At 47.5% G+C, this 26,221-nt stretch carries 15 protein-coding genes; 7 read left to right on the top strand and 8 right to left on the bottom strand.

The window, feature by feature from the left end; all coding sequences use genetic code 11:
• Positions 1 to 32: 32 nt before the first annotated feature.
• The 6 genes from glpC to L3Q72_RS18035 all read right to left on the bottom strand — a co-directional run bounded on the left by glpC (position 33) and on the right by L3Q72_RS18035 (position 10,046).
• Positions 33 to 1,244, bottom strand: coding sequence for an anaerobic glycerol-3-phosphate dehydrogenase subunit GlpC (gene glpC, locus L3Q72_RS18060; RefSeq protein ID WP_275133552.1), 1,212 nt, complete (start codon positions 1,242 to 1,244; stop codon positions 33 to 35).
• On the bottom strand, positions 1,241 to 2,581 hold the full coding sequence (gene glpB, locus L3Q72_RS18055) for a glycerol-3-phosphate dehydrogenase subunit GlpB (protein WP_275133551.1): 1,341 nt from the start codon (positions 2,579 to 2,581) through the stop codon (positions 1,241 to 1,243). Before glpB ends, glpC begins: the two co-directional genes overlap by 4 nt.
• Before the next feature lies 1 nt (position 2,582).
• Positions 2,583 to 4,253: an anaerobic glycerol-3-phosphate dehydrogenase subunit A gene (gene glpA, locus L3Q72_RS18050; RefSeq protein ID WP_275133550.1), complete on the bottom strand. Its 1,671-nt coding sequence runs from the start codon at positions 4,251 to 4,253 to the stop codon at positions 2,583 to 2,585.
• Positions 4,254 to 4,684: 431 nt separating this feature from the next.
• Positions 4,685 to 7,036 carry an alpha-galactosidase gene (locus tag L3Q72_RS18045; RefSeq protein WP_275133549.1) on the bottom strand — a complete coding sequence of 784 codons (2,352 nt, stop codon included), beginning with the start codon at positions 7,034 to 7,036 and terminating at the stop codon, positions 4,685 to 4,687.
• Positions 7,037 to 7,048: 12 nt separating this feature from the next.
• Positions 7,049 to 8,464, bottom strand: coding sequence for an MFS transporter (locus L3Q72_RS18040; RefSeq protein ID WP_275133548.1), 1,416 nt, complete (start codon positions 8,462 to 8,464; stop codon positions 7,049 to 7,051).
• Between the two features lie 139 nt (positions 8,465 to 8,603).
• Complete coding sequence (locus L3Q72_RS18035) at positions 8,604 to 10,046, bottom strand: hypothetical protein (RefSeq protein ID WP_275133547.1); 1,443 nt, start codon at positions 10,044 to 10,046, stop codon at positions 8,604 to 8,606.
• Between the two features lie 324 nt (positions 10,047 to 10,370).
• On the opposite strand from L3Q72_RS18035, the gene L3Q72_RS18030 reads away from it, so the two are divergent.
• The 4 genes from L3Q72_RS18030 (at position 10,371) to L3Q72_RS18015 (ending at position 15,823) form a co-directional block, all read left to right on the top strand.
• Positions 10,371 to 11,018, top strand: coding sequence for a TetR/AcrR family transcriptional regulator (locus L3Q72_RS18030; protein ID WP_275133546.1), 648 nt, complete (start codon positions 10,371 to 10,373; stop codon positions 11,016 to 11,018).
• Between the two features lie 90 nt (positions 11,019 to 11,108).
• A complete protein-coding gene (locus L3Q72_RS18025) occupies positions 11,109 to 11,939 on the top strand; it encodes a hypothetical protein (RefSeq protein ID WP_275133545.1) in 831 nt (276 codons plus the stop codon).
• A 554-nt stretch (positions 11,940 to 12,493) separates the two neighbouring features.
• Positions 12,494 to 14,239: a methyl-accepting chemotaxis protein gene (locus tag L3Q72_RS18020; RefSeq protein ID WP_275133544.1), complete on the top strand. Its 1,746-nt coding sequence runs from the start codon at positions 12,494 to 12,496 to the stop codon at positions 14,237 to 14,239.
• Positions 14,240 to 14,536: 297 nt separating this feature from the next.
• Positions 14,537 to 15,823, top strand: coding sequence for an L-serine ammonia-lyase, iron-sulfur-dependent, subunit alpha (locus L3Q72_RS18015; protein WP_275133543.1), 1,287 nt, complete (start codon positions 14,537 to 14,539; stop codon positions 15,821 to 15,823).
• Between the two features lie 56 nt (positions 15,824 to 15,879).
• Here L3Q72_RS18015 and L3Q72_RS18010 read toward each other — a convergent pair whose 3' ends face one another.
• Together L3Q72_RS18010 and ushA are read right to left on the bottom strand one after the other, a co-directional pair.
• Positions 15,880 to 18,918 carry an ExeM/NucH family extracellular endonuclease gene (locus L3Q72_RS18010; RefSeq protein ID WP_275133542.1) on the bottom strand — a complete coding sequence of 1,013 codons (3,039 nt, stop codon included), beginning with the start codon at positions 18,916 to 18,918 and terminating at the stop codon, positions 15,880 to 15,882.
• Between the two features lie 66 nt (positions 18,919 to 18,984).
• The gene (gene ushA / locus L3Q72_RS18005) at positions 18,985 to 20,631 is read right to left on the bottom strand and encodes a bifunctional UDP-sugar hydrolase/5'-nucleotidase UshA (RefSeq protein WP_275133541.1); all 1,647 of its coding nucleotides are present in this window, start codon (positions 20,629 to 20,631) and stop codon (positions 18,985 to 18,987) included.
• A 301-nt stretch (positions 20,632 to 20,932) separates the two neighbouring features.
• Here ushA and L3Q72_RS18000 point away from each other — a divergent pair, with 301 nt between their 5' ends.
• Genes L3Q72_RS18000 through L3Q72_RS17990 form a run of 3 tightly spaced genes read left to right on the top strand, consistent with a single transcriptional unit; the run spans position 20,933 to position 26,176 of the window.
• Entirely contained in the window at positions 20,933 to 22,282 is a 1,350-nt protein-coding gene (locus L3Q72_RS18000) for an ABC transporter substrate-binding protein (protein ID WP_275133540.1), read from the top strand.
• Complete coding sequence (locus tag L3Q72_RS17995; protein ID WP_275133539.1) at positions 22,269 to 25,130, top strand: response regulator; 2,862 nt, start codon at positions 22,269 to 22,271, stop codon at positions 25,128 to 25,130. The genes L3Q72_RS18000 and L3Q72_RS17995 overlap by 14 nt, the downstream gene beginning before the upstream one ends.
• The gene (locus L3Q72_RS17990) at positions 25,127 to 26,176 is read left to right on the top strand and encodes a two-component system response regulator (RefSeq protein ID WP_275133538.1); all 1,050 of its coding nucleotides are present in this window, start codon (positions 25,127 to 25,129) and stop codon (positions 26,174 to 26,176) included. Before L3Q72_RS17995 ends, L3Q72_RS17990 begins: the two co-directional genes overlap by 4 nt.
• The last annotated feature ends 45 nt before the right edge of the window (positions 26,177 to 26,221 follow it).

The following is a 26,221-nucleotide window of genomic DNA, read 5'->3' as shown; positions in this document are numbered from 1 at the left end:
CCGGAACATTTGTCATTTTCAATATCGCAAAACTAAGATATTCCCAGAGCCAGAAGGCTAACCGGATGTATGCATTCCAGGTTGGTATTTTCTTCTATCTGCCATTTACAGGTTTCGCAATCGGTAATGGCGTAGTCAGCGTTTGCCTCGTTGATTTTTTCAAACAGGTCTTTGCCCATTGCCATGGATGTCTCGTAGTTTTCATCTTTAAAACCGTAAGTTCCGGCAAGACCGCAACATTCGCTGTCGAGAACGATAACTTCCAGGCCGGGGATCATTTTTAGTACCTCAATAGTGAAAACCGTTCCGCCGCTGCGCTCCAGGTGGCAGGGTGTGTGATAAACAATGCGCTTATTTAACGGCTTGATTTGTGGCATATTACCGCTCATAAACTCTTTAAGCAGGAAGCGGGTTATATACTGAATCTGTTTTACCACGCTGTCGTTATTGACGCCAAGTACATGCGGGTACTCTTCCTGAAGAGTAAATGAGCAGGTGGAAGAGGTGGAAAGGATCTGCTCGCTGTTTTCATTGAGTGCGTTTTCCAGATTCTTTACATTAAACTCGGCGTTCTTTTTCGCCTTATCGTGAAAACCGTTGGCGATCAGGGGAACGCCGCAGCACTTCTCTTTATCCAGCAGGCGAACACCAATATTCATGGCATTCATCACCCTGATAAAATCTTTGCCCAGTTGTGGATGATTGTAGTTTACGTAGCAGCCGTGAAAGTAGCTTATCTGACGTTTAAACTGTCCCTGATCTTTGGCGTTTTTCTTATACCAGCTTCGGAATGTGCCGTGTGAATATTTGGGCAGAGACTTATGGTCATGCACGCCTATGGTTTTATGCATAAGCTTTTTGACCACAGGGATCTCAGTGATCTTATTGACGATAGGGGCAACAGGTGTGGCAACGGTGCCAAACAGGTCGGTATGGCTTAATACAAAGTCGCGCACCAGCTTCGGGTTGATTGGTTTTTTGCCGTATTTTCCTCTGGCTACCGCGATTATATCGCCGATCCTGACTCCTGACGGGCAGGCGGTTTCGCAGCGTTTGCAGTTGGTGCAGTATTTCAGGATATCGTCGTAGAACTCTGCGCTTTTTATACGCAGGCGCTCGCCATCGGGCCCGCACTGTTTGGGGCCGGGAAATTCAGGGTTGGCTTTGGCTACCGGGCAGTAAACGGTGCAAACGGTGCATTTTATACACTGGTCAAAGGTGGTATCTCTGTTTGATTCGCTCATGCGTTGACCTCCTTCAGTGCTGCTTTTTCTTCCCGCTCTGCAAGAATATGATCGACGGCGGCATATGCTGTGCAGATAGCCACGCCCCCTCCGCAGCCGTGGGCTACAGGGTTATAACCTGAAAGCACAGAGCCTGTGCAGAACAGGTTGGTGACCTTTTTTCCGTTAATAAATGGCAGCAGTTGATTGTCTGTTTCTACGCCAAATGAGAGAAAAGCGTGGGGATCTTTGGTAAAGAAGTCCTTTTGATACCAGCTGGCTCTTGGGCCTGTTTCTGAAATATCGAGATTAAATATGGGTTCGATAATGCTGTTTTGCTTGGCGACCATTCCCTTGCTAAAAAAGCTGCCGCTGGCGAGCACATAGTGATCGGCGGTAAGTTCTATTTCTGCCATTTTTCTGGTGCGCAGGCTGGAAATGCTAAGTGCGCCGTTTATTTCCCCGACTTCACCACTAAGTACTTCATCGCCTTTTAACAGGCTTCCGCCGTTTTTGATAAAGGAGCGCATCATCACATCCTCAATACGGATACCCAGCAGAGAAGGTGGCATGGTCGGGACTTCATGAAGCATCAGGCCGGTCTGCTTTCTGAGCTTATCTAACAGCGCCAGTCCGTCACCATTGCCCATAATGGAAGGGATAACCACAAGATCATCCGGTGTCGCCACGGACATTAACTGATTGACCAGCTCCTGAAACTGAGCCTCTTCGCGCAGTATTCTGGAGATATCAATGGAGCGAAATTCATTGGGGTTACGGTTTATCTGACCAAAACCAGTAATGTTTATCAGGCGGGTGTGAATCTCGAGCCGGTTAAACTCGGCGTATCTTCGAAGGTTGTCCTGCGCGATTTTCGGCTGAAAATCCCTGAAGCCTTCCAGTGAGATCATCATGATGCATTTGATATTGCGTAATGCTTCAAAGGAAAAATCGAGCTTTTTAACATACGGCTGGGATAGCCAGGTAGCTTTCAGGGTGCCCATGGTAGAGATTCTGAAGTGATTGGCTTTGGATTCAAGGTGAGTGAGCGGAAGGCCTGCTCTGTCCATTGCCTTTGTGTACCACGCCATCGCTTCCGCTATTTTCTCAGTCCCCAGTTTTGCGTAGGGGTGGTTTGGTTTTATTTCCGCAAGTTTTTCGATTTCCTGCAGCGGGTATTCCATCACCTCTCCGGTAACCGGGGAGTGCGAAAGCAGATCAATGGAGCCTGAGGAAAAATGCAGAGCGCTCTGTCCGCTACTGACGATAGCCGTTCTCAGACCGTTTTCCAGGCAGCGCATTCCGGCAGAATAACCGGCAACACCGCCGCCTATAATGATTACGTCGTAGTGCATCATATTACTCTTCCTCCCCTTCGCTGGTTTCCTGTTTACGACCCGAAGCGGAAGCCGGGTTTTGCGGGATATCGCCTGTGCCAAACAAGCCTTCATAAATCCAGTAGCTGAATTCCGCTTCTCTTAGCGCATCACCCCAGAATATGGGCTTAATTCCTTTCCAGCGCTCTTCAAGGAAGTGAACCAGAAGCTGTCCGGACTCATAGCCGGAAATCTCACCGTATTCCTGAAACAGACTGGCTGCACGATAGGCGCAGAGCTCGCCCTGACATGGCCCCATGCCCAGCCGGGTACGGCGGCGCAGGTCAATCAGGTTTTTCACATCCAGGCGTTTGATGGCATATTCGATTTCACCGGCCGTTACCATTTCACATTCGCAGATCACTGCCTGACTTTTCGGTTGCTCAGAAAGAAAAGCCTGGGCCCGTTCGCCGTGACGGTAGATAGCCGACTCATAAACCGGTTTGGCAATGCTTGCGCTGCGTTTTATTTCTTTCGGCGTTTCATTAGAGCCGGGCAGCGGGCGTGTATGAGTCGTACATGGCTCAGTATTGCCCAGTTTCTTCGCGACAATATCCGTGGCCTGTTCAGCCATCAGACGGTAGGTCATCAGTTTGCCGCCGGTAATGGTGGTCAGTCCTTTAAGGCCGTCTCTTTCCTGATGATCAAGCAGTACTATGCCTCGGCTGATATTTCTTCCGCTGGGGTCGTCATCCACAGAGACAAGAGGGCGGACACCGGCATAGGCGCGCAGAATACGGGTGTTGTTCATAATAGGAGAAAGTTTTGCGCCTTCTTCCAGCAGGATATCAACTTCGCTGGCGTTGACATGCAGATCATCAATCTGATCATAATCAATATGCTCTGAAGTGGTGCCGATAATCGAGATGGTATCGCCCGGCACCAGAATATCGGCATCGGCAGGTTTACGGCAGCGGTTGATAACCAGATTATTGATTCGGTAATCCAGGATAAGCAGCGAGCCTTTTGCCGGGAACATTCTGATTTTCAGATCCGCATACTCACAGATATTCTGGCCCCAGATCCCGGCGGCATTAATCACCTCATGGCCGAAGATACGGAATTTATGATTGGTACGGGTATTGATACAGTTGACGCCGATAATGCAGTCGCCTTCGCGGATAAGAGAGGTGACCTGCGTATGGTTAAATACCCGTGCACCGTGCTCTTTGGCATCCAGTACGTTTGAGGCGCACAGGCGGAATGGATCCAGCGTTCCGTCCGGGACCTGCACAGCGCCAATTAATTCTGGGTTTACGTTGGGTTCCAGAGCCAGTGCTTCCTTGGGGGTCAGTTTTTTGGTCTCAATACCGGCGGAGGTGCAGGAGTTGACAAAGGTATCCTGAAAGCTGAGATCATCTTCAGGCAGGGTGATAAACAGCCCTTCTGTCTCTTCAATACAGTGACGTGCGATTTTCTTTAGTATCTTGTTTTCACCAATACACTCTTTGGCGGAGTGCTGATCGGTAACGGCGTAACGGGCACCCGAGTGCAGCAAGCCATGATTGCGGCCGGTTGTACCTGAGGCGATATCGTCCTTTTCCAGCAGGATGCAACTGATACCACGCAGCGCACAGTCGCGCATAATGCCGGTGCCGGTTGCGCCCCCGCCGATAATAATCACTTCTGTTTCAAATTGAGCTGCTGATTCCATAGTTATCTCACGTCAGTTAGATACAGTTCCATTGTGCCATTACTTTCGAAAATGTTCGCGAGCGTTTTCACAAATGTTCGTACGCTCATTATATGATTAAATGAAAATGTTAGAAAGGCGAGGGAGTGCAAAAAATTATGGGTGCTGATTCTTATACACAAGTTTAAGGAGTCAAAGAATGCTCCTCCCCTTAGCCTCGAAAGGACGGGTTTTCGAAGAAGTAACATCGAAGGGGAGGCAGGGAGGGGTTGTTTCTCATGGGTTTAAGTTCTGGTGGTTTAACCATGCATGGCATTACCAACCCCCTCTAACTCCCCCTTCTATTAGCTTTATCAACCAGTTAGGCTTTTTGATTAAGGGGGAGAACCGTTCTCTGGTCACTTTTATATTTGTGTATTAGAGTCAGCATTTGGGGGTGGGGATGTAATACCTTAAGCCTTTATATGATAAATCCGCGAGCCGCAGTCGCCCATGTATCTGACATGTTCTGTCATTTCTGTGCCGACAAACTGGGCTTTCAGAGGGATGCCGAAGGCGGCGATCTGGTCTCCGTACATTTGGTACTCTTCGCGGGTGACTTCATGCATATAGTTGTTGGCTATGATGCCGTGCAGTACGCCTCTGTCCTTGATACTGACCGGCAGGTGCTCGTTTACCAGATTTCCGAAATGGCGGATATTGATAAATTGAGGGCGGCTTTCTATTTTGTACAGGCTTTCCGGGTCAAGCATATCCAGCCTCGGGGTTTCAAGATTACCGTTGCTCTCCTGAAGCTGCTGATACAGGCCAAACAGGGCTTCTGACTTGTCTTCACTGACTACTGCCCAAAGCATCTGGTTATGCTCAAAAGGCGACTCTAGTCTGTGGAGCTCGCCGTACTGAAGCAGGTTGCGGTGCTTTTTATAGAAGGCTATCTGCGCCTTGACCGCTTTAGTTTCAAAAGAGGTAAGCTGAGTAATATCCAGCTGATAACCCAGATTACCAAAAGCGGCGACATTAAAGCGGCTTTCAATTGGCGTGTTGCGCAGCACCTGATGCGACGGTCTGCCGCTGACATGGGCACTCATTGTGGACTGAGGGTAGAGCAGAGAAGTGCCGTACTGGATTTTCATTCGTTCCTGAGCATCGGTGTTGTCGCTGGTCCAGGTCTGGGGCATATACGCCAGCATACCTAAATCAAAACGGTTGCCGCCACTTGAGCAGGATTCAAACAAGATATCAGGAAAAGCCTGGGTCAGCCGTTCGAGCAACTGATAAAGCCCCAGTACATAACGGTGAGCGAAACCTGATTGCTCTTCTCTTGAAAGGTGGGCGGAATAGATGTCACTGAAGTTGCGGTTATGATCCCATTTGACGTAATCCACTTTTGTTCGGGTGAACAGGTCACTTAACTGCTCATATAAATAGTCGATGACTTTCGGGTTGGTCATATCGATAACCAACTGGTGCCGTCCAAAAGAAGGGGAGCGGTCAGACAGCTTTACTGCCCAGTCGGGATGCTTGCGGTAAAGCTCGCTGTCTACCGAGACCATTTCCGGCTCAACCCAGATACCAAATTGCAGTCCCATGGACCTGATTTTTTTACTCAGTCTGGCAACACCGCCGGAGAGCTTTTTATTATCGAAATAATCGCCCAGGCTGGTGGTTTCATCGTCCCTGTGACCAAACCAGCCATCATCCAGAACAAACAGTTCAATTCCCAGCTCTTTGGCTTTTTTGCCAATGGCGGTCAGTTTAGAGCTGTTAAAGTCAAAATAGGTCGCTTCCCAGTTATTTACCTGAACCGGACGCGGGTGTCCCTGCCAGCGGGTGGCGATAAGGTGCTTATTCACCATCCTGTGGAAGTTCTGGCTCATGCCGTTTAAGCCACTGCGGCTGAAGGTCATGACCACTTCAGGAAGCGCCAGTTTTTCTCCGGCCGCTAACTGCCAGCGAAAATCAAAGCTGTTGATACCCAGCATCACCCGGGTGAAATCATAAGGCGAGACTTCAACGCTACATTCGTGATTGCCACTGTAGAGCAGGCCAAATCCGTAACATTCACCGGATTGCTCTGTGCAGTCCGGTTTTACCAGACTTAAAAAAGGGTTGTGATTTGCACCGCTTACTCCTTTTTTAGAATCTATAGTGAACTGGCCTTTTGCCAGAGGGTGCCTGGTGATATGGGCTTCTCTGGTCCACTTTCCTTCGAGATGCAGCAGCTCAAAGTCAGATTCAGAGAAATCGATGCAGGCACTTAATGCTTTGTCTACAGTGACTGATTCAACACCGGAATTAATAATTTCGGCACTGCGGGAAATAATATTCGCTTTTTCAAAAATGCTGTAATGCAGGTGGAGCTGCAGTTTTTTGACCGGTTCCTCAAGCACTATGGTCAGGGTTGCACCTGTTTTTTTCGCATCTGAACTATGGGTGGAAGGCAGTCCTTCAAGACGGGTTTTCTGCTGACTGATCACATGGTTTTTATAGAGAAAGTCAGATGTGCGGCTGCCGTCCGGGTACTCAATCTGGAACTGCGGATCGCGGTAATCGCCCTTACCGTAAGCAGGTGCTTCCAGTTTTAAAGTTTCCAGAGTCAGGCAGCCGGATCCCGGTGAGTATTCGGTAGTTGAGCCGAGTTTGACATTAAAACGCTGGTCTAATGCGGAAAATTCTTCCTGATGGCGAATTTTCCTTCCGTAGTGCAGATTAATCAGGTGACCGGTTTCGGCCACCTTGATGATGTAGCTGGTTTCATCTGTTTGCAGGTGAAACTCTTTTGTGCTTTTGTTTTCGAAAATCATTTTACAACCTGATTAGCTTGCGCGGCTTGGAATAGCTTCGCCAATCGTTTCTAAAATATGGTGTTCGTCGTACTTTCTCATCAGCCAGACGCCGGTATAAGCCAGCAGGCCAGCGATAAGCGCAGTCATGGTTACGCCAAATTCGGTTGGCTCAGGAGAAACTCCCTGCTCTCTTAGCGAGCCGATAATAATAAGTGAAGGGAAAATCAGCGCGGTGAGTGACGTGGCTGCTTTGTAGGCAAACATATTGGCACCGAAGAAAAGGGCTTCTCTTTTATGGCCGGTCTCTTTGGTGTCCGAAAGTGCAAGGTCAGAAACAATTACATTAGGAATAATGCCAAGAATCGCCAGCGGGAAGGAGAACAGAACGATAATCGACCAGCCCAGCAGATCCGGCTGAGGAACATAAGAGCAAAGCGAGAAAGTGATCAGCAATGTTCCCTGCGCCGCGAGCGCAAAGCGGAATAGCGACTTTTTGGTGTAATGTTTAGACAGTTTAACCACAACCGGGTAAAGCACAAAGCTCAGGCCAAACAGCGTCATCATCATCATGGAGGCGTTGGACTCCGGAAGCCCCATCAGCATTGTGATGTAGTAGATTGCGCCCACTTCCAGAAAGAACCGGGACATAAAGGCCAGACCATTTGAGACGGTGAAAATGGCGAAGTTACGGTTCTGCATGGCATTTTTCAGTGCGCTGAACATGCCCTGATTTTCATGCGGACGCTGGGCTTCACCCTTGTGGCAATCCCTGTCTTCATTGATCGCAAGAATAGGAATTAACATACCGATAATGCCCAACAGAGAGAAAAATGCCACGGCCATCTGCATTGCTTCCACCGGGGTGTAACCGCTGTTTTGCAGGTTGTCTTTAATAACCCAGACAAGCTGTCCTGCCGCAAAACCCAGTGCCCAGGTTACCGAGCAGAATGTTGAGATAAGCACGCGCTCGCGGCCGGTTTTGCCAAGCTCTGGCATAAGTGACATATAGGGAACGCAGTACATGGTCAGGCTGATGGTCACCACCACACAGCAACCAATTAACCAGAGCACATTCATGCCGCTGGATTCTGAAACCGGCGGATAAAAGATTGCCGCCGAAGCCAGAGCGGTGGGAATAAAGCTCAGCATCATAAAGAAGCGGCGGCGGCCAAAACGGCTGGTGGAACGGTCGCTCAGGTTGGCAATGATCGGATCGGATACCGCATCTAAAATCCGGTTAAAGGCGTAGATAAGGCCGACAATGGTTGCGCCAAACAAAACAGGGGAGCGGCTGATAAATTCAGGAATTTCTGCGGTGCCGTCAACCACCGGCGGGTAGTAAAAATAGGTGATTAAAATGGAATAGGAAAAGGTTGCAATACACCAACCAAAATTGCCCATCGCAAACGCAGCCATTTTCCACTTAGATAAAGGTTTGGTATTCACAACAACTCCTTGGAACAAACACTGCCGGTTAAATACGTATACTTGGCAGTAAATTAAAGGTAACAAAATATGGTAAAGAAAAGAAAGCCGGAGAGTGCCACTTTATAGGGGAGAGTGACGCAGCTCCGGCTTGGTCAGGTTAGTCCATCAGCTTGGTAACATCGCCGTTGTATTCAACGAACAGACCAAAGCCAAAGGCGTTGAAGTTATCATCTTTTCCGAGTTTCAGTACGTAGCTCATACCTTCACCCTGGTAGCCGTTTTTGGCGTAGACAATGTCCAGGTTAATTTCTGTGTAGTCTTCGTTCGGAGTATTGATACGATCATCAAATCGTAGTGCTTCAAGGTCAGTATCATTTGCGTTAGCAATCACACCCTGTACACGCCAGTTTGGCAGGTTTATTCCATCAAGGTTTATACCACCAGTCAGGAAGTAAGTGCGTTGACCGGCCAGTTTAAAAGTGTTGAGAATTGCAACGTCACCCCATACCGCAGTGCCGCCACCGGCGTTCATACCATCCTGAGTCTCAAAGCCGTAAAAGCTTTCATCACCGTTTTGTGTTACACCGACAAGGAAGTCCAGATCACCATGTTGCAGGCCCACAGCAAACTCATACACATCAGTTTCATGCGCATCGTTGTCACCCAGACCTTTTTCAAAGCCATATTTCACCATGTATTTAATAAAGTGATCTTTATCGCCTTCTTCACTGCCCCATCCCAGGAGTGAGTATGGAATACCTGAATAGATCTCGATAATACCGTTGCTCAGGTAGTCCTCTGCATAGGAGTATGAAGCGCTGCTGGTCAGGAAGTCATTTACAGTGTGGAAGCCAAGGTTGATGATCTCATCATAGCCATACTGAGCGTTTCCGTAGGAATCGTAGTAAACGTCATCAAGATCTTTAAATCTTACAGTGCTCTCATTCCACTCGTTGCTGTAGCCGGTCATATAACGAACCCAAGGTTCGATCATCCCGCGTGACCATTCATAGTGACCTTCAATATTCACACCTTCATAAACCTGGTGCATACCGTAGTAGATCTCATCAGGCCGGTGCAGAAGATCGTAGATAGTTGGAGTAAAGCGACCAATGATAAGTTGGGTTTCTTTTTCCTTGCTTCCTGTTTTAAATCGAAGGTTAGCGTTACCTATTTTGCCGATAGCATCTTCGTCAGCATCTTTGCCGTAGAAGTATGGATTGTCGGCCTGAAGTGGTACGTCAACACCCATTGCTGAAGCTGAGCCGCTAATCGTTCCACTCTGATCGAACAGATAAGCCCCTTGAAACTCCATTTCTACACCGATGGTGTCAGCAATCCATCCTGACTGCCAGTTAACCCATACGGAAGTACCGGCATCTTTGATGCTCATATCGTAATTTACAACACCATCGACCGCTCCTGGTTCCATGTTGAACAGGTCGCCAGCCGGAGCAACTGAATCGACTTCACCTTCAATATCGTAATAGTTAACTTTCCATTTCACATCAACAGTGGAATCGGCAAAAAATTCACTGGCAACCGCTCCCTGACTCAGGGCTGCGGAAATGGCTAATGCTATCGGGCAGATCTTTTTCATATTGTAATCCTGAATTCTTATCTTTTTTTAATAGCAGCTTGTAAGGGCACACCGCTTGTTTCTTATTCATGATTCCTATCGTTGCCGATATTATTCCTTATTTTTCTTCAAAAGAACGTGAATCATGTTCAGGTTTTATACTGATAATGTTTTTATTAAAGATCAAATCTAAATGTGAATATGATTTATGTTTTATGCGTCAGGTCACTTTTCCACCGCTTCAGAGCAAAGAAAGTGAGATTTATCATGGTGAACAGGAAGGATTTATGAGAATGTATCCGCCAGAATCCAAATTGCAGATAAATAACAGACGACATTTAAGTTATGGCAACAAAGAAACCAAAGATTTCTGAGACGACAACAAACAGGCGTAACCCTTCTCAGGTCAGAAGTCGTGAGAAAGTTGAAAAGATTCTTCTGGCGGTAAAATACCTGATAGAAAAAAACGGTGTGGCTAGCCTGAAAATAGGCGATATTGCTAAGAAGGCGGGCGTTTCGCCAAGTTCTATCTACCAGTATTTCTCTGATAAAGAGACCATCATTATTGCTCTGGCTGAGCATTATATGGAGCAGATCCGGACACTTATAGAGCAAAACCTGCAAGTTCTTGAGGGACACGCTCAGATATCAGACGTGATTCATAAAAACTTTGTTGATATTTATGAGCTTCACCACAAGGAACCAGCGCTAAGAGAAATCTGGTTTGAGTCTGTGGACCCAAAACTGAATCAACTCGCCTTTGAAGATACTCAAAGGAATGCGAACATGATTCTACAGCGTATCGACAAGTATATCGACGAAAGTAAAAAAGAGGCTGCCGGTGAGTTTGTGCTGCTGGTAACCACTCAATTTGCAGCCACTCTCAGGTTGGGAATTGCCTACGGAGAGGAGCAGGGCAGACACTTTATTGATATGCACGCCAATATGGTGGCAAATTGTCTGAAAGAGTATATCGGTACAGAGGCGTTTTAACTAAACTATCTGATTTGGCTCACATCGGACCTGTGAACCAGCTTCTAAGCTTAAGGTGATGATGGGCTATCGACAGGTGTTGGGTTGGATATGGATGTGAAACTACTCTCTAAAGTAATACTTTTATTAGCTGTTCTGATTTCCGGGATGAATAATTCTGTTTTCGCTTCAGAAGAGACTGAACCGAAAAAAGTTTTTCATATGGCGATGATACGGCCTGAGACCCAGCTGTTTGGCAAGTGGCAAAGGCTGGTTTATGACGAGTTATTCAGTCGCCTGAATATGGAAGTGACGTATAGGGACTTTCCTGCCCGCCGGGCAAGTGATGTCGCAGCCCACGGTAAGGTTGACGGTGAGCCCGCCCGGCCTAAGAGTTATGTCCAGAAATACGATACGATGATTCGTATTGAAGAGCCTGTCTTTGCTGTTAACTTTAGCGCATTTTCAACCAAGGAGTTACCCGCCGCAATTACTGACTGGAAGAGCTTTGCCAAGCCTAAGCTAGCCGGGCATTATGTGGAATACCGGCGGGGAATTCATATTTGTGCAAACAATCTTCCGCTCTATGTGGAAGATGATTTCCTGTCTGCAACAAATAGTACTCACCAGGGGCTATGTAAGCTCAGAGCCGGTTACAGTGATATCTTTGTTGATGAAGAAACTGGTGTGTTCACCCTATTGAATACCGACGAGTTTGAGCAAAGTGGAATCCGAAGAGCAGGCGTTGTTGTCTCCATTCCGGCTTATATGCATATCCATGAAAAAAACAGACATCTGGTAGATAAGCTCACCAAAACCATCAGGGAAATGAAAGAAGAGGGGCTGATTCAGCGCTACCGGGAGCAACTGGACAGAGAGTTTGGTGTTAATAATACGGCACCAATGACAGGAGAGCAGCCTGACTGCGACTCAAAAGAGTAAGCTTTTTGAAGCTATGTATATAAAGCATAAAGCCCCGCAATGGGGCTTTATGCATGTATGAGGTGCTATTTTTTTCGTGTAAGTATTAACCCGGCAGTCAATGCGCTGGCGATACCAACACAAATCCAGGTGCCGTAAAACCCTGGGTCGTTATTAAAGGCAACAAGCAGGGTTGTTAACCAGAATCCTACCGTTATTGAAGTTATGTGTTTTCTCATTCGTTACTGTTCCTGGATCGGTCATTGAGTTTTGATTGCGATATTGTATGAGGGCTGAGCCGTACTCTCGCACTTTTACAATATGACGGCAAGTAGTAAAAACAAAAGAAATGAGATGCTTTCTTGTATAGTCTTGCTGACCGGTTTTTCCTTGTTCATGAAACAGTAACGTCATTATTTGAGCAATCGCACAAATCTTGCGATCAGTATGAACTGCTTCACATATATACGTTTTAAAAACGTATTACTGATATATGCTTAACTTGTTCCACAACAATAAAAGAAACAGTGGGCGGAGAACGGGGAATTTATAAAGAGAACAAGGTAAGTATCGTTATGAGTATTAGAAAATTGTTGCTGATGGGTGCGTTGCTTGCAACGACTGCTCTGGTGATTTTATTTGCACTTTTGTATGTAACAACGTCAAAGCATGAACAGCTGTATCACAGCCAGGTGGAAAGGTATAACTCTTACCTGTTGGCGGATGAGCTAAGGCAGAGTTCCGATGACCTGACTCGTCTGGCACGTACCTACGTGATGACCGGCGATGATAAGTACGAAAAAATGTACTGGGATATCCTGGCTATCCGAAATGGTGATAAAGCCCGCCCTCAACATATGGAACGTATCTATTGGGATTTAGTGCTGAACTATGGTGAAAAGCCAAGTCCGGATGGTGAGCGTGAATCGCTTCAGTCTCTGATGGAAAAAGCCGGCTTTACCGACGAAGAGTTCAGGCAACTGACTCAGGCACAAAATAATTCAGACGGTTTGGTTACCACTGAAACCATTGCTATGAATGCCGTGAAAGGTTTGTTTGATAATGGTAGTGGCAGTTACACAAAACGCGGTGAGCCTGACCGGGAGATGGCGCGTCGTATTATGCACGATAACCAGTATCATGCAGATAAAGCGAAAATCATGAAGCCGGTAAACGAATTCCTGGCTCTTTTAGATGAACGAACCAAAACACAGGTTATCGATAAGGCAAAAGAGGCTGCCTATTTCGAAAATCTGGTACTGATCTGTATCCTGATTACCATCGTAATCATTCTGGTCTCTTTCTACTTTATTTATACCGGCATTATGCGTCAGATCGGTGGTGAGCCTGTCACCGTTCTGAACTCAATGAACAAGATTGCCGAGGGGGATCTGGTAAGCTCAGGTGCTGAAGGTAAGTATTCCAGAAAAGGCTTATCAGCGGGTCTGTCAACCATGACCGACTCTCTGGATGCGACTATTTCAAGCGTAAAACTGGCTGCAAATGATGTGGCTCAGGCGGCGCAGGATCTGTCCGTTGTCAGTACTCAGACCCGTGAAGGTATTGCGCAGCAGTTTAGCGAAGTGGAGCAGGTTGCAACTGCAATGAATCAGATGTCTTCAACGGTAAGCGAAGTTGCCCGGAGTGCGGAAGATACTTCAACCTCTGTTGAAGATGCGAATTCTCAGGTAACCAATGTAAACTCTGCTGTCGCTGTGGTTGTCGACAATGTGAAATCTCTGTCTGATGAAATTACCTCTATCTCGAAAGTGATTGAAGATCTGAATACAGAAACAGACAACATCGATTCTGTACTTAGCGTTATTGGTGAGATTGCTGACCAGACCAATCTGCTGGCTCTTAACGCTGCAATTGAAGCCGCGCGTGCCGGTGAGCAGGGACGAGGCTTTGCCGTAGTTGCTGATGAAGTAAGAACCCTTGCCAGCAGAACTCAGACTTCTACTTCTGAGATTCAGGAAATCATCTCCAGTCTTCAGGCTGGTGCAGGCCGTGCGTCGACAGCAATGCAGAAAGGTCTGGACAGAGTGTCTACCACAGTTTCTGAAGTGGAAGCCGCTGGCCAGAGCATTGAGCAGATCGCCGCTTCTGTTACCGATATCAGCGAGAAGAGCATGATGATCGCAAGTGCTTCAAATGAGCAGCAATCGGTTGCTGAAGAGATCAACCGTAACCTGTCCCGTATTAATCAGGTTGCCAATGAATCTTCACAGAGCTCAAATCAGATTGCCGATTCAAGTGCTCACCTGAGACAGCTTGCATCAAATCTGCAGGCGCTGGTAGATAACTTTAAGACCAAATAATTCAGAGCCAGATTTAGCTCTCTGACCTCAATAAGCCACCGTTAACACTTTTTGTTAGCGGTGGCTTTTTCAATTCTGAACCTTTGATAATTTCTCACTCTTTGCTGGAATTTGAACAAGGTATCGAGTGATCAATTATGCTCAAATCTAATGTAGGAGAAACTATTTACTCCTCTTGTTCAAAATGAGAAAAGTATTTCTCTTTTGCTCTTAAATTGAAGCAGACAAAGCAAAATTCATCTCTGCAAATGGGCGTATAGTTAACCTTCTTGATAGCCGCGCAACGAAGGAACAGAAATGAAAGTTGAACTTTGGGATGAATTTACCCGTACCGTACGTAAAGAAGTAGCGCCTGCGTTAGGGTGTACTGAGCCGGTATCTGTTGCTTTAGCGGCTGCAATTGCCATGGATAAGATTGACGGCGATATTAAAGCAGTTTCTGCCAGTGTTTCTCCAAACCTGATGAAAAACGGAATGGGTGTCGGCGTTCCCGGAACGGGTATGGTGGGCCTGCCGATTGCCGCAGCTATTGGTGCGGTAGCCGGTGATCCTGAAGCTGGTCTTGAAGTGCTGAAGAACATAACTGCTGTGGATGTTGAAAAGGCAAAAGCTTTGCTGGATGCAGAATGTGTCTCGGTAGAAGTGGCTGATGTGACGAATATTATCTACGCAAAAGTCGCGGTAAGTAATGGTACACACTGCGTCAGCGTGACCATTGCTGACAGCCATACCAAGGTGATTTCCATTGAAGAAAATGGCATGACCACCTATATCAATACCCAACAAGCGGGTGCGCAGGAAAATGCAGAGTGTAATCCGTTTGAAGACGCAGTGGCTGAGGATATCTATGAGTTTGCCCTGAATGCACCTCTGGAGCAGATTGATTTTATTGAGCAGGCTTTCCAGTTGAATAATGAGCTTTCTCAGGAAGGGCTGGATCATGAATACGGCCTGCAGATTGGTGCCACATTCAGACGTAATGTTGAAAGAGGTTTTCTGGCGGAGGGCCTGATGACCAATATTCTCTGCCGTACCTCTGCCGCCTCTGATGCGCGAATGGATGGAGCCATGAAGCCGGCAATGAGTAACTCAGGCTCAGGCAATCAGGGAATCGCCGCAACTATGCCTGTGGTTGTGGTGGCTGAGCATGTTAAAGCAGATCGCGAAACCATGTTAAGAGCGCTGATGCTGTCTCATCTGATGGCTATTTATATCAAGAGCCACCAGAATAAGCTTTCCGCCCTTTGTGGTGCGACGACGGCTTCAATGGGCGCAGTGGCCGGTATGACCTGGCTTATGGGTGGCAACTTTAAGCAGATCAGCTACGCCATTTGCAGCATGATTGGCGACATTGCCGGTATTATCTGTGACGGTGCAAAAGCCAGCTGCGCGATGAAAGTCTCTTCTTCAGCCAGCGCGGCATTTAAAGCGGCCCTGATGGCTCTGGATGGTATCCGGGTAACCGGCAATGAAGGCATTGTGGCGGATAATGTTGATGAGTCTATCCGTAACCTGTCTGCCCTGGCGAATGGTTCTATGACTCAGACTGACATTCAGATTCTGGATATTATGGTTAATAAATAATTCATCAGCAGACATCCCCTGTATCCGGGGATGCCTGTGAATTTCTCCTTTCCGGATTATTGCTTTCTGCGTCTCAGAATTCCCGCACCAAACAGTGAAAGCAGGACGAATCCTCCCAGTGAGCCTCCGCTTTTCTTTTTCCCTGCCGGTTCGCTGATCGTCACAGTTTCAGGGTATGACAGGTAGCTGACTTCGTTGGTTGCTCCGTCGATAACGGATTTGGTCATCTGGTATTTACCGGCCTGAGAAACTTCCATTTCCACAACTGTCCAGCCCTGTTCGATCATCGCCTGATCCAATACTACTGTGGCAGTGTCACCCGGAACTTGCGTATCTGCGGCGCTGTAAGCGGTGAAATTGCCGAATGACACCGTCGCTTTATCGCTAACATGCAGGTCAATATTCAGGTTGGTCAGATCAAACAGCACCTGAATCGCTCCTCCGGTAACTGCCTTCTGAGGTATCGCCTGCACATTTGCCGGTGGTGACTGAGGCTCTTTTGGTGGTTGTACCGGAGTGCGGTTTGCCACTGAGGTAGTCCCCAAATCCAGTGTAATCATTGCAGGATCATGGTCAGAGGAGCGGTACATATCCTTAAACTTCTCAAGATCGCCGGTATATTTGCCTGAGTACTGGAACAGAGAAGATTCCGTGGCGTTAATATTCCATTTGGCTGCGCCTTTTATTCTTTCCTTTAGCTTTGGGCTAACCAGAATGTAGTCCAATGTGCCTACCTCATCGTTATAGGAATAACTGAAGGAGTCCGGATGCTTCTCTTTGAGGACATTAATATAACCGAATGAGGTGGAAAGCGGTTGCGGGATCTGGCCATTCATCACTTGGTCACCAACATAAGTGCTTTTAGCCGGGGTGACAGAGTAACCCTCAGGGAGCGTGGTAAGCAGCAGCATAGGATCCTCGGAGCCGTAGGAGTTCAGGTCACCAAGGATAATGGTGCTGTCTGCGTTATCGCTTTCGCTAAGTACTGTCCCAAGATGTTGAGCGGCTGAAACCCGGAAGTTTTCGCAGCTGCCCTGATGGTCCGGATCTTGTCCGTCCTGCTCACTGGGATCCACATCCTCCCAGCAGGTGGAGCCTTTTGATTTAAAGTGATTTACCGATACCGTTAACTTCTGCTCAGGCTTGGTGCCTTTGATAATAAAGGTTGGGGTGATGGCATCGCGTTGGTAGTTTTTGCCATCTTCTTTCTTTTTACCGTCACTGCTTTTTGTTTCTCCGGCTTCCTGTCTTGGCATCTGAATTAAGCGGTATTCATCCAGGTGTACTTTGGAAGGGCGGTAAATGACCTGATTGGCAATGGCGTCAGAGCCGACAAACTTATCGTCGCCACTGCTCTTAACATAGACATAGTGATTAACCCGGTTCGGGATCAGCAGATTGATTTTATCCACCAGATGCGCAACGGCGGAATCTTCATCAAAGCCGTTATTCTCGATCTCCATCAGCCCCAGAATGTCTGCATCCATAGCAACAATCGCAGCGGCGATTTTGTCTCCCTGCAATTCGAACTCTTCCTGAGTAGCGGCTCCCCGGTTATTACACCCGGTATTTGCCACGCTGTCTCTGCTACCGGGAGGAAGCGGATTGCAGTCGCCACCAAAGGGGGAGTTGAAGTAGTTGAGCACATTCATTGTGCCAATGCGAAGACCGGACTTATCAATGACAGGAGCTTCAGTACGTGGCAGGTTATGGGTAAAAGCCTCGCCAGTGACTTTATTGGTCACATACAGATGGAAATCGTTATAGTGATAGCTGATAACGCCCTCCAGTCCATTCACCTTGTCACCAATCCGGATATAGTCATCGGATGTGGTGGTTCCGTTATTCATAGGGACGGCACTGGCCTGAGCAAAATCCGGATACCATGGAATTTTTCCATCCGGTGCTTTGCTAAAGGACTCCACAACCACCCGGCGGTTTTGATTGCTCTGTCGCTGCGCTTTTGCCTTGTCCGAGCCCGGTATATTGCTCTGGTTCGGATGTTGGTTGATACCTTTGTGAGACATCACCATATTGTTACGTTTTGGGCCATGGTCAAAACCGAATGTCCGGGTAACATGCATATCGGCATCTTTATCGAAGGTAACCAGCATGCCTTCATGGCGCTCCAGAGTTTTATCAAAATCCGGGTTTCCTGAGTCATCCACATCAGAAGCAATTGTCCGGACAGGTGTTACCTGTGGCAGGTTTCCCGCTCCATTTTCAGTAACTGAATAAACCGAGAACAGCTTGGTAAGGCCGTAGTCTTCTTTTACTTTCGCTATTACGGTTACCTGTGTACCTAGTTTAAGTCCGCTGATTTTTTTGGTCTCTACTACAATGCCGTCGGATGTTAGATCGTTTCCGTCCTCTCCGGCCTGCATGGTGAACCCCTGCGGAAGGCCTTTTTTCAGAGAAAATTCCTGAATTGCGGTGATAACTCCGGTCACTTCAAAATAGTTATCCCCTGAGTCGTACTTGCCGTTGGGAACATCAATCCCCCCAATGGTTGAAGACCAGCCTGTTCCCTGTATTTCCTGGATGCTGGCAGGGGTTGCGGCAGGTTTTGGGACTGCGGGAACCGGGTCCAGATTACCAAGACCTGAGAAGTCCTTCGGATCGGCCAGATCATCAAATTTTCCGGCATCATATTTGGTGCTTGGCGTAAAGACTCTGCGGCGGATACTGCTGTCATCAAGCAGATTGACTCTGCCTGGTACACCAACGATATCGACGATATTTCCGTCTTTTTTGATGGCAATCGGATCATCGCCGTTAAAGCTGGTTAATTCATTACTGCAAGTGTCTGCGTGCTGCTTTAGTTCGCTATCTGCACTTTGATGAACGAAAACATAGGTCTGATTGCTAAACAGTGTGATGTCATTGAGGGCGAGTTTATAGTCCCACAGGCCCTTGCCATTGGTGTCTTTTTCTATTGTGTAGCCAGTCAGAGTCAGGGTGTCAGTGCCGGTATTGGCGATTTCAATGGCTTTATTATTTGAGCCGCCATCAATATATTCCGTTATCAGAATGTCAGCATACGCAGGACAGGAGAGTACCGCACTGACAGACAGCGCTAAGATGTTCTTTTTCATATTCTTGTATCCTCATTATCACCCGCCCTTGCCTTGATGCGGCAGGGCGGGTGTGGTCGGTCGAGATTACTGGTGGGTGATTTCGTTATTTGGGGTAAATTGACCGGCGTCTACCGGGCTGTTGGTCTGAATAAACTCTTTCAGTACTTCGGCATCAACGTAGCCTGTGTCTACAAAAGCGGGATGAGTATTGATGACAGGGTAACCGTCGCCACCACCGGCGTTGTAGGATGGAATGGAGAAGCGGTAGGTTTGCTCTGGATCCAGCGCTTTACCGCCGATTGTTATTTCGCTTACCTTGTCTCCGGCGATAGTCATGGAGATCCCGGCAAACTGAGGGTAGGCACCTGAATCTTTCTGCTTGGTGGCAACAACACTCAGATAATCCATCACTTCAGTACCAGTCATATCAACCAGTGTTACAGTGTTGCCGAATGGCTGTACCGTCAGAATATCTTTATAGGAGATATCCCCAGGCTGGATGGAGGCGCGGACACCGCCGGAGTTCATAATGGCGAAATCTGCTTTCGTGCGCTGCATATGCGTCGTTGCAATCATGCGGCCAAGGTTGGTCTGGTTGTTGCGGACGATACTACGCTCGCCCACAAGCTCCTGATTTACTGAGCCGACTTTTACGTTAAGCGCTGCCTGACCCTGCTCCTGAAACTCCTGCAATGCGGCAAGAACAGCCGGATCTTCAGGGATCTCCTTATCGATAAATACCCGGACTTTTTTGCCTTCGGCATCTTTCACCTTTTTCTTCATATTCACCGGGATCAGCTTGTAGGCGTCCAGCTCAAACTCGCCGTTCTTAAAGGTGTAGTCAGCGCGTCCAAGGTATTTGCCCTGATCCAGCGCCTGCACAATAGTTGTGCCGTTTTGCTCATCAGGCACACAAACACCGGTTTCCAGATAAGACTCAGACTGCTTGCCATTTTCCATACAGACGGCATCGTGGGAATGACCGCTTACAATCAGATCGATTTTTTCACCGCCAAAGGTACGCGCCAGTGCCACATCGCCCGGAGCATTAGAGCCATGTTTGCCGTCAGCGTAGTGTCCAAGGTGGGTGGAGGCGATAACCACATCCGGTTTCTCGCTCTTTTCAAGCTCAGCAATGATCTTCTCCATTTCTGCTCTTGGGTCGGTAAACTCGATACCGGCAACATATTCAGGGTTACCAAGTTTTGCTGTGTCTTCCGTGGTCAGGCCGACGATGGCAATTTTCACACCGTTTTTGTTCATCATCAGATACGGCTGGAACAGGCGCTTGCCATCCTTGTATACGTTAGCGGCAATAAACGGGAAGTCTGCCCACTCTTCCTGCTGCTGCAACACTTCCAGCGGGTTATCGAATTCGTGATTACCGACCGTCATCAGGTCGTAATCCATCAGGTTCATGCCGATAATGTCCGGTTTGGCATCCAGAAGGTCAGACTCCGGGGCTCCGGTATTAATATCACCGGCAGAAAGCAGCAGTACTGAGCCTCCCTGTGCTTGCACTTCGGAGCGAATCTGCTTAACCAGAGTTGCACGCGCGGCCATCCCGCGCTCACCATATTTGTTTTTCCAGAAGGCACCATGGTTATCATTGGTGTGCAGTATGGTGATCTTATATTCCTTATCTTTTTCCCAGATCTGAGCAGGTTCAGATGCCACCTGAGTTGACGCACAGATAGACAGCGCCAGAGTAGAAAGGATAAAACGTTTCATTTAGACCTCTATAATAATTAGCAGTTGTAAGCGGGCTAATTATTGTTTTTTCTCTTTTGTTTATCTGACGCTAGAGGGAGTTTTGCGAGTAACTCTATGAAACGTTTCATTTTTGTTGGAGTCAGATCTTAGTCTGAAGAAAGAGCGTGCATATTTTGGTCATCTTGTTTACTCTGGATATATCGAGCCTCGTTATGAATGTTTGTATGGTCTTGTTTTTGCTGAATATCACGGACCTCAGACGGGCTCGTGTATATTATTGGATTGGCTAGGTTAATAAATTTCAGGTAAAGGATTTACCATGAAAAAAAATATAAGAGTTTTGAACTGCTGCTTAGGTGCGCCTAAAGTAGCAATATCTGCACTGCTGGCTTTTGTGCTGAGCGCCTGTTCAGATCCTTCGGAGTCTCAGGGTGATGGCAAAGTGACGCTTCACCACAAAACAGATGCGCCTGTTTTATTTATCTCAACACAGTTTAATCCCATTGAAGAAGCCAATAAAATCCGCGGAATTTTTAAAGACGGCTATCCGGGAGAGGTTCAGTTTGAGCCGGCAAATAACAGCTTTATTATCCGCAAACTCAAATCAGCTCAGGCAGAAAGCGAGCAGATAGTTATCGGCGCTCCGCATGGTGACCTGTTAAACCTCTATAAAGCAGGGAACCTTGCATCCGTTAAAGAGATGGTTGATGAGTTGCCTGAAATCAATCATTCGGCGTATCTGCAACTGGCCCGCTTTGACGATAAAGACCTCTACTTTGTGCCATGGATGCAGGCAACCTATCTGATGGTTGCCAATAAAAAAGCCCTGCCTTATCTGCCGGACGGCGCAGATATTAACCGCCTGACCTATGACCAGCTTCTCAGATGGGCTATCAATATCAAAAAAGCGACCGGTGAAGCGAAACTGGGCTTTCCTATCGGAGAAAGGGGGCTGATGCACCGCTTCTTTGAGGGCTATCTTTACCCTTCGTTTACCGGGGCTGTGGTAAACAGGTTTAACAGTGATGATGCCCATCAGATGTGGGATTACTTCCGCCGCCTCTGGCACGAAACCAATGTTGGCTCACTGAGCTATGTTGGTATGTCGGAGCCTCTGTTGTCAGAAGAGGTGTGGATTGGCTGGGATCACTCTGCGCGACTGACGGCGGCCTTTGAAGCCGACAGTGATAAGTTTGTCGCATTCCCCGCTCCCGCCGGACCGAAAGGGCGCAGCTTTATGGCGATCGTATCGGGGCTGGCACTGCCGGTGGGGCAGAACAATTCAGAGAGTGCAAAAGCGACCATTGAATTTATGAGCAATTCTCAAACCCAGATAGAAGTCTCTAAAGAAACCGGGTTCTTTCCCATTGCATCTGGTGGTCAGAAAAACGCGATGCCGGCGTCTTTGCGCAGTATTGCTATGGCTATAAGTAACCAGTCCGAAAGCGAGGATGCGATTATTACCCTGATGCCAAGCGGGTTAGGAGAAGAGGAGGGGCTGTTTAATGCGCTCTTTACTCTGTCGTTCTCAGATATTGTGCTGGATAACCGCGATATTGGTGAAGTGCTGAATACCAATGCCACGCAGATAAATCAAATCTTTCAGCGTACAGGCGCACAGTGCTGGCAGCCTGATGTAGTAAACGGGGAACCTTGTGTCGTTAAGTAAGTATAAAAATCTCACCTATACGCTCTGGTCCTATTTGCTGATATCTGTGGCGGTGATCTTTAGTGCCTTTATTGTTCTGCAAAAACTCAACACAGTTGAAGAAGAGCTGCCGGTTAACTCAGTGGTTCAGTACAGGCACCTGACAACCTTAGAAAACCATATCAGCGGGCTGGGTTCGAAAATCAAACCTCTGCTGTTTGATGACCGGACCTTTTCCCGTGCTCAGGTGCGTTTTGAAGTTAATAAAGTCAAAGCGGTTATTCAGGCAACATACATTCAGTTTAATGATGAGATCCCGGAATCTCTGCCTCCTATTTTTAGTGAAATCGACAATATTGTCGAAGATCTGCAGGTTCTGATTGATAAGCCGGAGAGCATAGACAGAAGCAGCCTGATTTTGCTTGAAAACCGGGTGATCTATGTGCAGGAGGAGTTAAGAAACTTTATTTACCGCACCGGTAACAGTGTATTTATCACGCTGAAAGATCAGCATGAACAGATGCATATGCTTGGTCAGGAGCTGATAGCAACCATCGTTCTTCTGCTGTTTTCCTCACTTATTATTGTCGGCTTTGTATACCTGAAAAGAGAGCTTCTGGATAAGCTGGAGCAGGCAAAGACGGCGGCGGTTGATGCAAACAGAGCCAAGAGCCGTTTTCTGGCTAATATGAGCCATGAGATCCGCACGCCTCTTAGCTCAATTATTGGTATGCAGAGCCTGATTGAAAAAACCGATCTGAACAGCAGGCAACTGGACTATGTGCATAAAAGCCAGAATGCTGCTCAGACTTTGCTGGCGACTATCAACGATATTCTCGATTTTGCCAAAATTGAATCGGATAAGCTGGAGGTTGAATATATCTCCTTCGAGATTGAGAACATAATGAACAATCTGGCGAATCTGTTTGCTATCCGCGCGGCAGAAAAGAACCTGGAGATGGCCTTTAATGTCAGCCCTGCTATTCCGCCCTGTATCAAGGGTGATCCCACCCGTATCGAGCAGATATTACTCAACCTGATTGGTAATGCGATTAAGTTTACTGATAAGGGAGAGATCTACGTTGATGTGCAGCTAAATGATGCCGATGAATCCAATGTGCTGGTTGAGTTTAGTGTGACAGATACCGGGATTGGTCTCTCCGTTGAGCAGTGCGGCCGTATATTTACCGTTTTCAGCCAGGCAGACTCGTCTATTACCCGTAAATATGGCGGCAGCGGTCTGGGGCTGACTATCTGTAAGCGCCTTGCTGACAGGATGAATGGTGACCTGACCGTAAATAGCAAGGTAGGAAAGGGCTCCACATTTAAGCTGAGCCTGCCGTTTGTTCAGGGCGATCAACTGGACAAGATGAGTGTAACGGCGGAAACCGTGCTGAAAGGTAAATCGGCCCTGGTGATTGATGACAACCTGACAAGCCGGGTTGTGCTGCACTCCTACCTGAGTACTTTTGGCATAGATACCATCACCTTCTCCAATGGCGCTGACGCGCTGGAATATCTGCTCGGAGAAGAGCGCAAAATTGATGTCATCCTGATTGACTGGAAAATGCCGGGTATGGATGGCATTGCGACGGCGCGTGCTATTCAGGAATACTATCAGCCAGAAAATCTGCCACAACTTATGCTGATTTCGGCTTACGGAAAAACGGCGTTAATGGATGAGGCAAGAGCCATAGGTGTTGAGTCGGTATTGCTTAAGCCCATCACCCAGAGCGCTCTGCTGGACTCACTTCTGGAAGTCTTTGACCACGACTATTACGAACAGCTGAAAACGAGCAAAGATCAAAGCGCTTTACCACTTGTTCTGGCTGATGATCAGCAAGTCCGGGTACTGCTTGTTGAAGACTATGAAGTAAACCGGGAAATTGCCCGCGAGCTAATCACTGATATGGGCTTTATTGTTGAAACGGCCTGCGATGGTTTAGAGGCGCTTAGCTACTTTGAAAATGGCAATCGGAATGATTTCAAGCTTGTGCTGATGGACCTTCAGATGCCGAAAATGGACGGTATTCAGGCAACCTTAGAGTTACGCAATAAGTTTACCTGCGATGCGCTGCCTATTGTCGCTATGACGGCGGATGCGCTTACATCATCAAGGGATGCGGCATTTGATGCCGGTATGAACGACTTTATTACCAAGCCAATTGATGTAAAACAGCTGTTCAGCGTAATGGTGAAACAGACTGGTGCAGTGGTAAAAACAACCACCGCAGAAGGGGTTAAGAAAGCGGCAGTGGTTCCTGAACAGTTTCAGTTTCTTGCCGGAGTGATAGATGTTGCAGATGCACTGGCGCGTTTTAATCATAATGAGCAAATCTACCGGCAGGCAGTAATCAACTTCTCCCGCAGTAAAAATATTTTGCAGCTCAGCATTGAGAATACACCGGAAGAGAATATGCAGGCATGTCATACCCTCAAAGGTGCGGCTGCTATGATTGGCGCAATGCCGCTTTGTAAGAGTGCAAGGCATTTGGAAGAGCAACTTAAAGAAAATCACGCTATTGTCTCAGAAGAAGATTTGACGGATATAAAAAATCAATGGCAATATGCTGTTGATATAATAAACAAATGGATAGACTTACAGAAAAGTCAGGAACAGGGTTTTGATACGCAGGATCAGCAGGCTTTGAATGAAGAAGAGTTACTGAGCCGACTGAACGGACTAAAAAGTGCGCTTGCGGAGTTTGACCCGGTGGCCGGAGAGTTGCTGGAAGAGATAAGAAGTCACTTACCGCAGAAGAGTCTGGCATTGCTTGATCAATTGGAAGAAGCCATACAAACCTACAATTACACGGATGCTGAAGCAATAACCGATACGTTATTTGAGAAAAGGCTAGAGTTATTATGATAAAACCGATTTTGCTGATTGTTGATGATGTCGTTAGCAATATTGATGCACTGCGTACCATCCTGGCGGATGACTACAAGCTGAAAGTGGCAACCAGTGGTGAAATAGCGTTAAAAGCAGCTGTGACTGAGCCACAGCCGGATCTTATCCTGCTTGATATAATTATGCCGGAAATGGACGGATACGAAACCTGCCGGAGACTCAAAAAAGATATCCGCACCCGTGATATTCCCGTTGTCTTTGTTACCGCAAAAAGTGAAGGCATTGATGAAATCAAAGGCTTTGAGGCCGGTGCGGTTGACTATGTGACCAAGCCACCAATGCCTTTAGTGCTTAAAAGCCGGATCCGCTCTCACCTTGCTCTGTATAACCAGACCAAAGAGATGTTCCGCCAGGTTCAGGAGCAGACCAAAGAGCTGCGTGAAACCCGGACCATTATGGTTCAGCAATTGGGACGTGCTGCTGAGTTTAAGGACAATGAAACCGGCTTTCATGTCATCCGGATGAGCCGTTCTGCACATGCTATCGCACTGGCTTACGGCCTTTCAGAGGCACAGGCGGAGCTGATGCAGGATGCCGCCGCAATGCATGATATCGGTAAACTAGGTATCCCTGATCATATTCTTAAAAAACCAGGAAAACTGGACTCGGAAGAGTGGAAAATCATGAAGTTCCACACTCTGATTGGTGAAAGGATCCTTGGCGATTCACAACACTCTTCGCTTATTCAGGAAGCCGGGATCATAGCCCGAACGCACCATGAACGCTGGGACGGCACCGGTTACCCTGACGGGCTGGCAGGGGAGGATATTCCGCTAACCAGCCGTATCTGTGCCATCGCCGATGTGTTTGATGCCTTAACTTCTGAGCGTCCGTACAAAAAGCCATGGCCGGTTGAGGATGCGCTGGAGTACATCCAAAACGAATCGGGTAAGCATTTTGACCCTAAAGTCGTCGAAGCATTTATGCAGGCACTGCCTACAATTCTGGAAATCGGCGCAGCTTTTTCAGAAACGCCGGAGCAGTTGCAGGCGCATACGGTTTAAAAGCTTCGCGAATATAACCTGAAGTCGTAAATCAATTACTAATTA

This window comes from Vibrio sp. JC009 (assembly GCF_029016485.1).
GTDB lineage: Bacteria > Pseudomonadota > Gammaproteobacteria > Enterobacterales > Vibrionaceae > Vibrio.
Note: the sequence above shows the minus strand (reverse complement) of the source record. Positions and strands in the feature narration are given on the sequence as shown.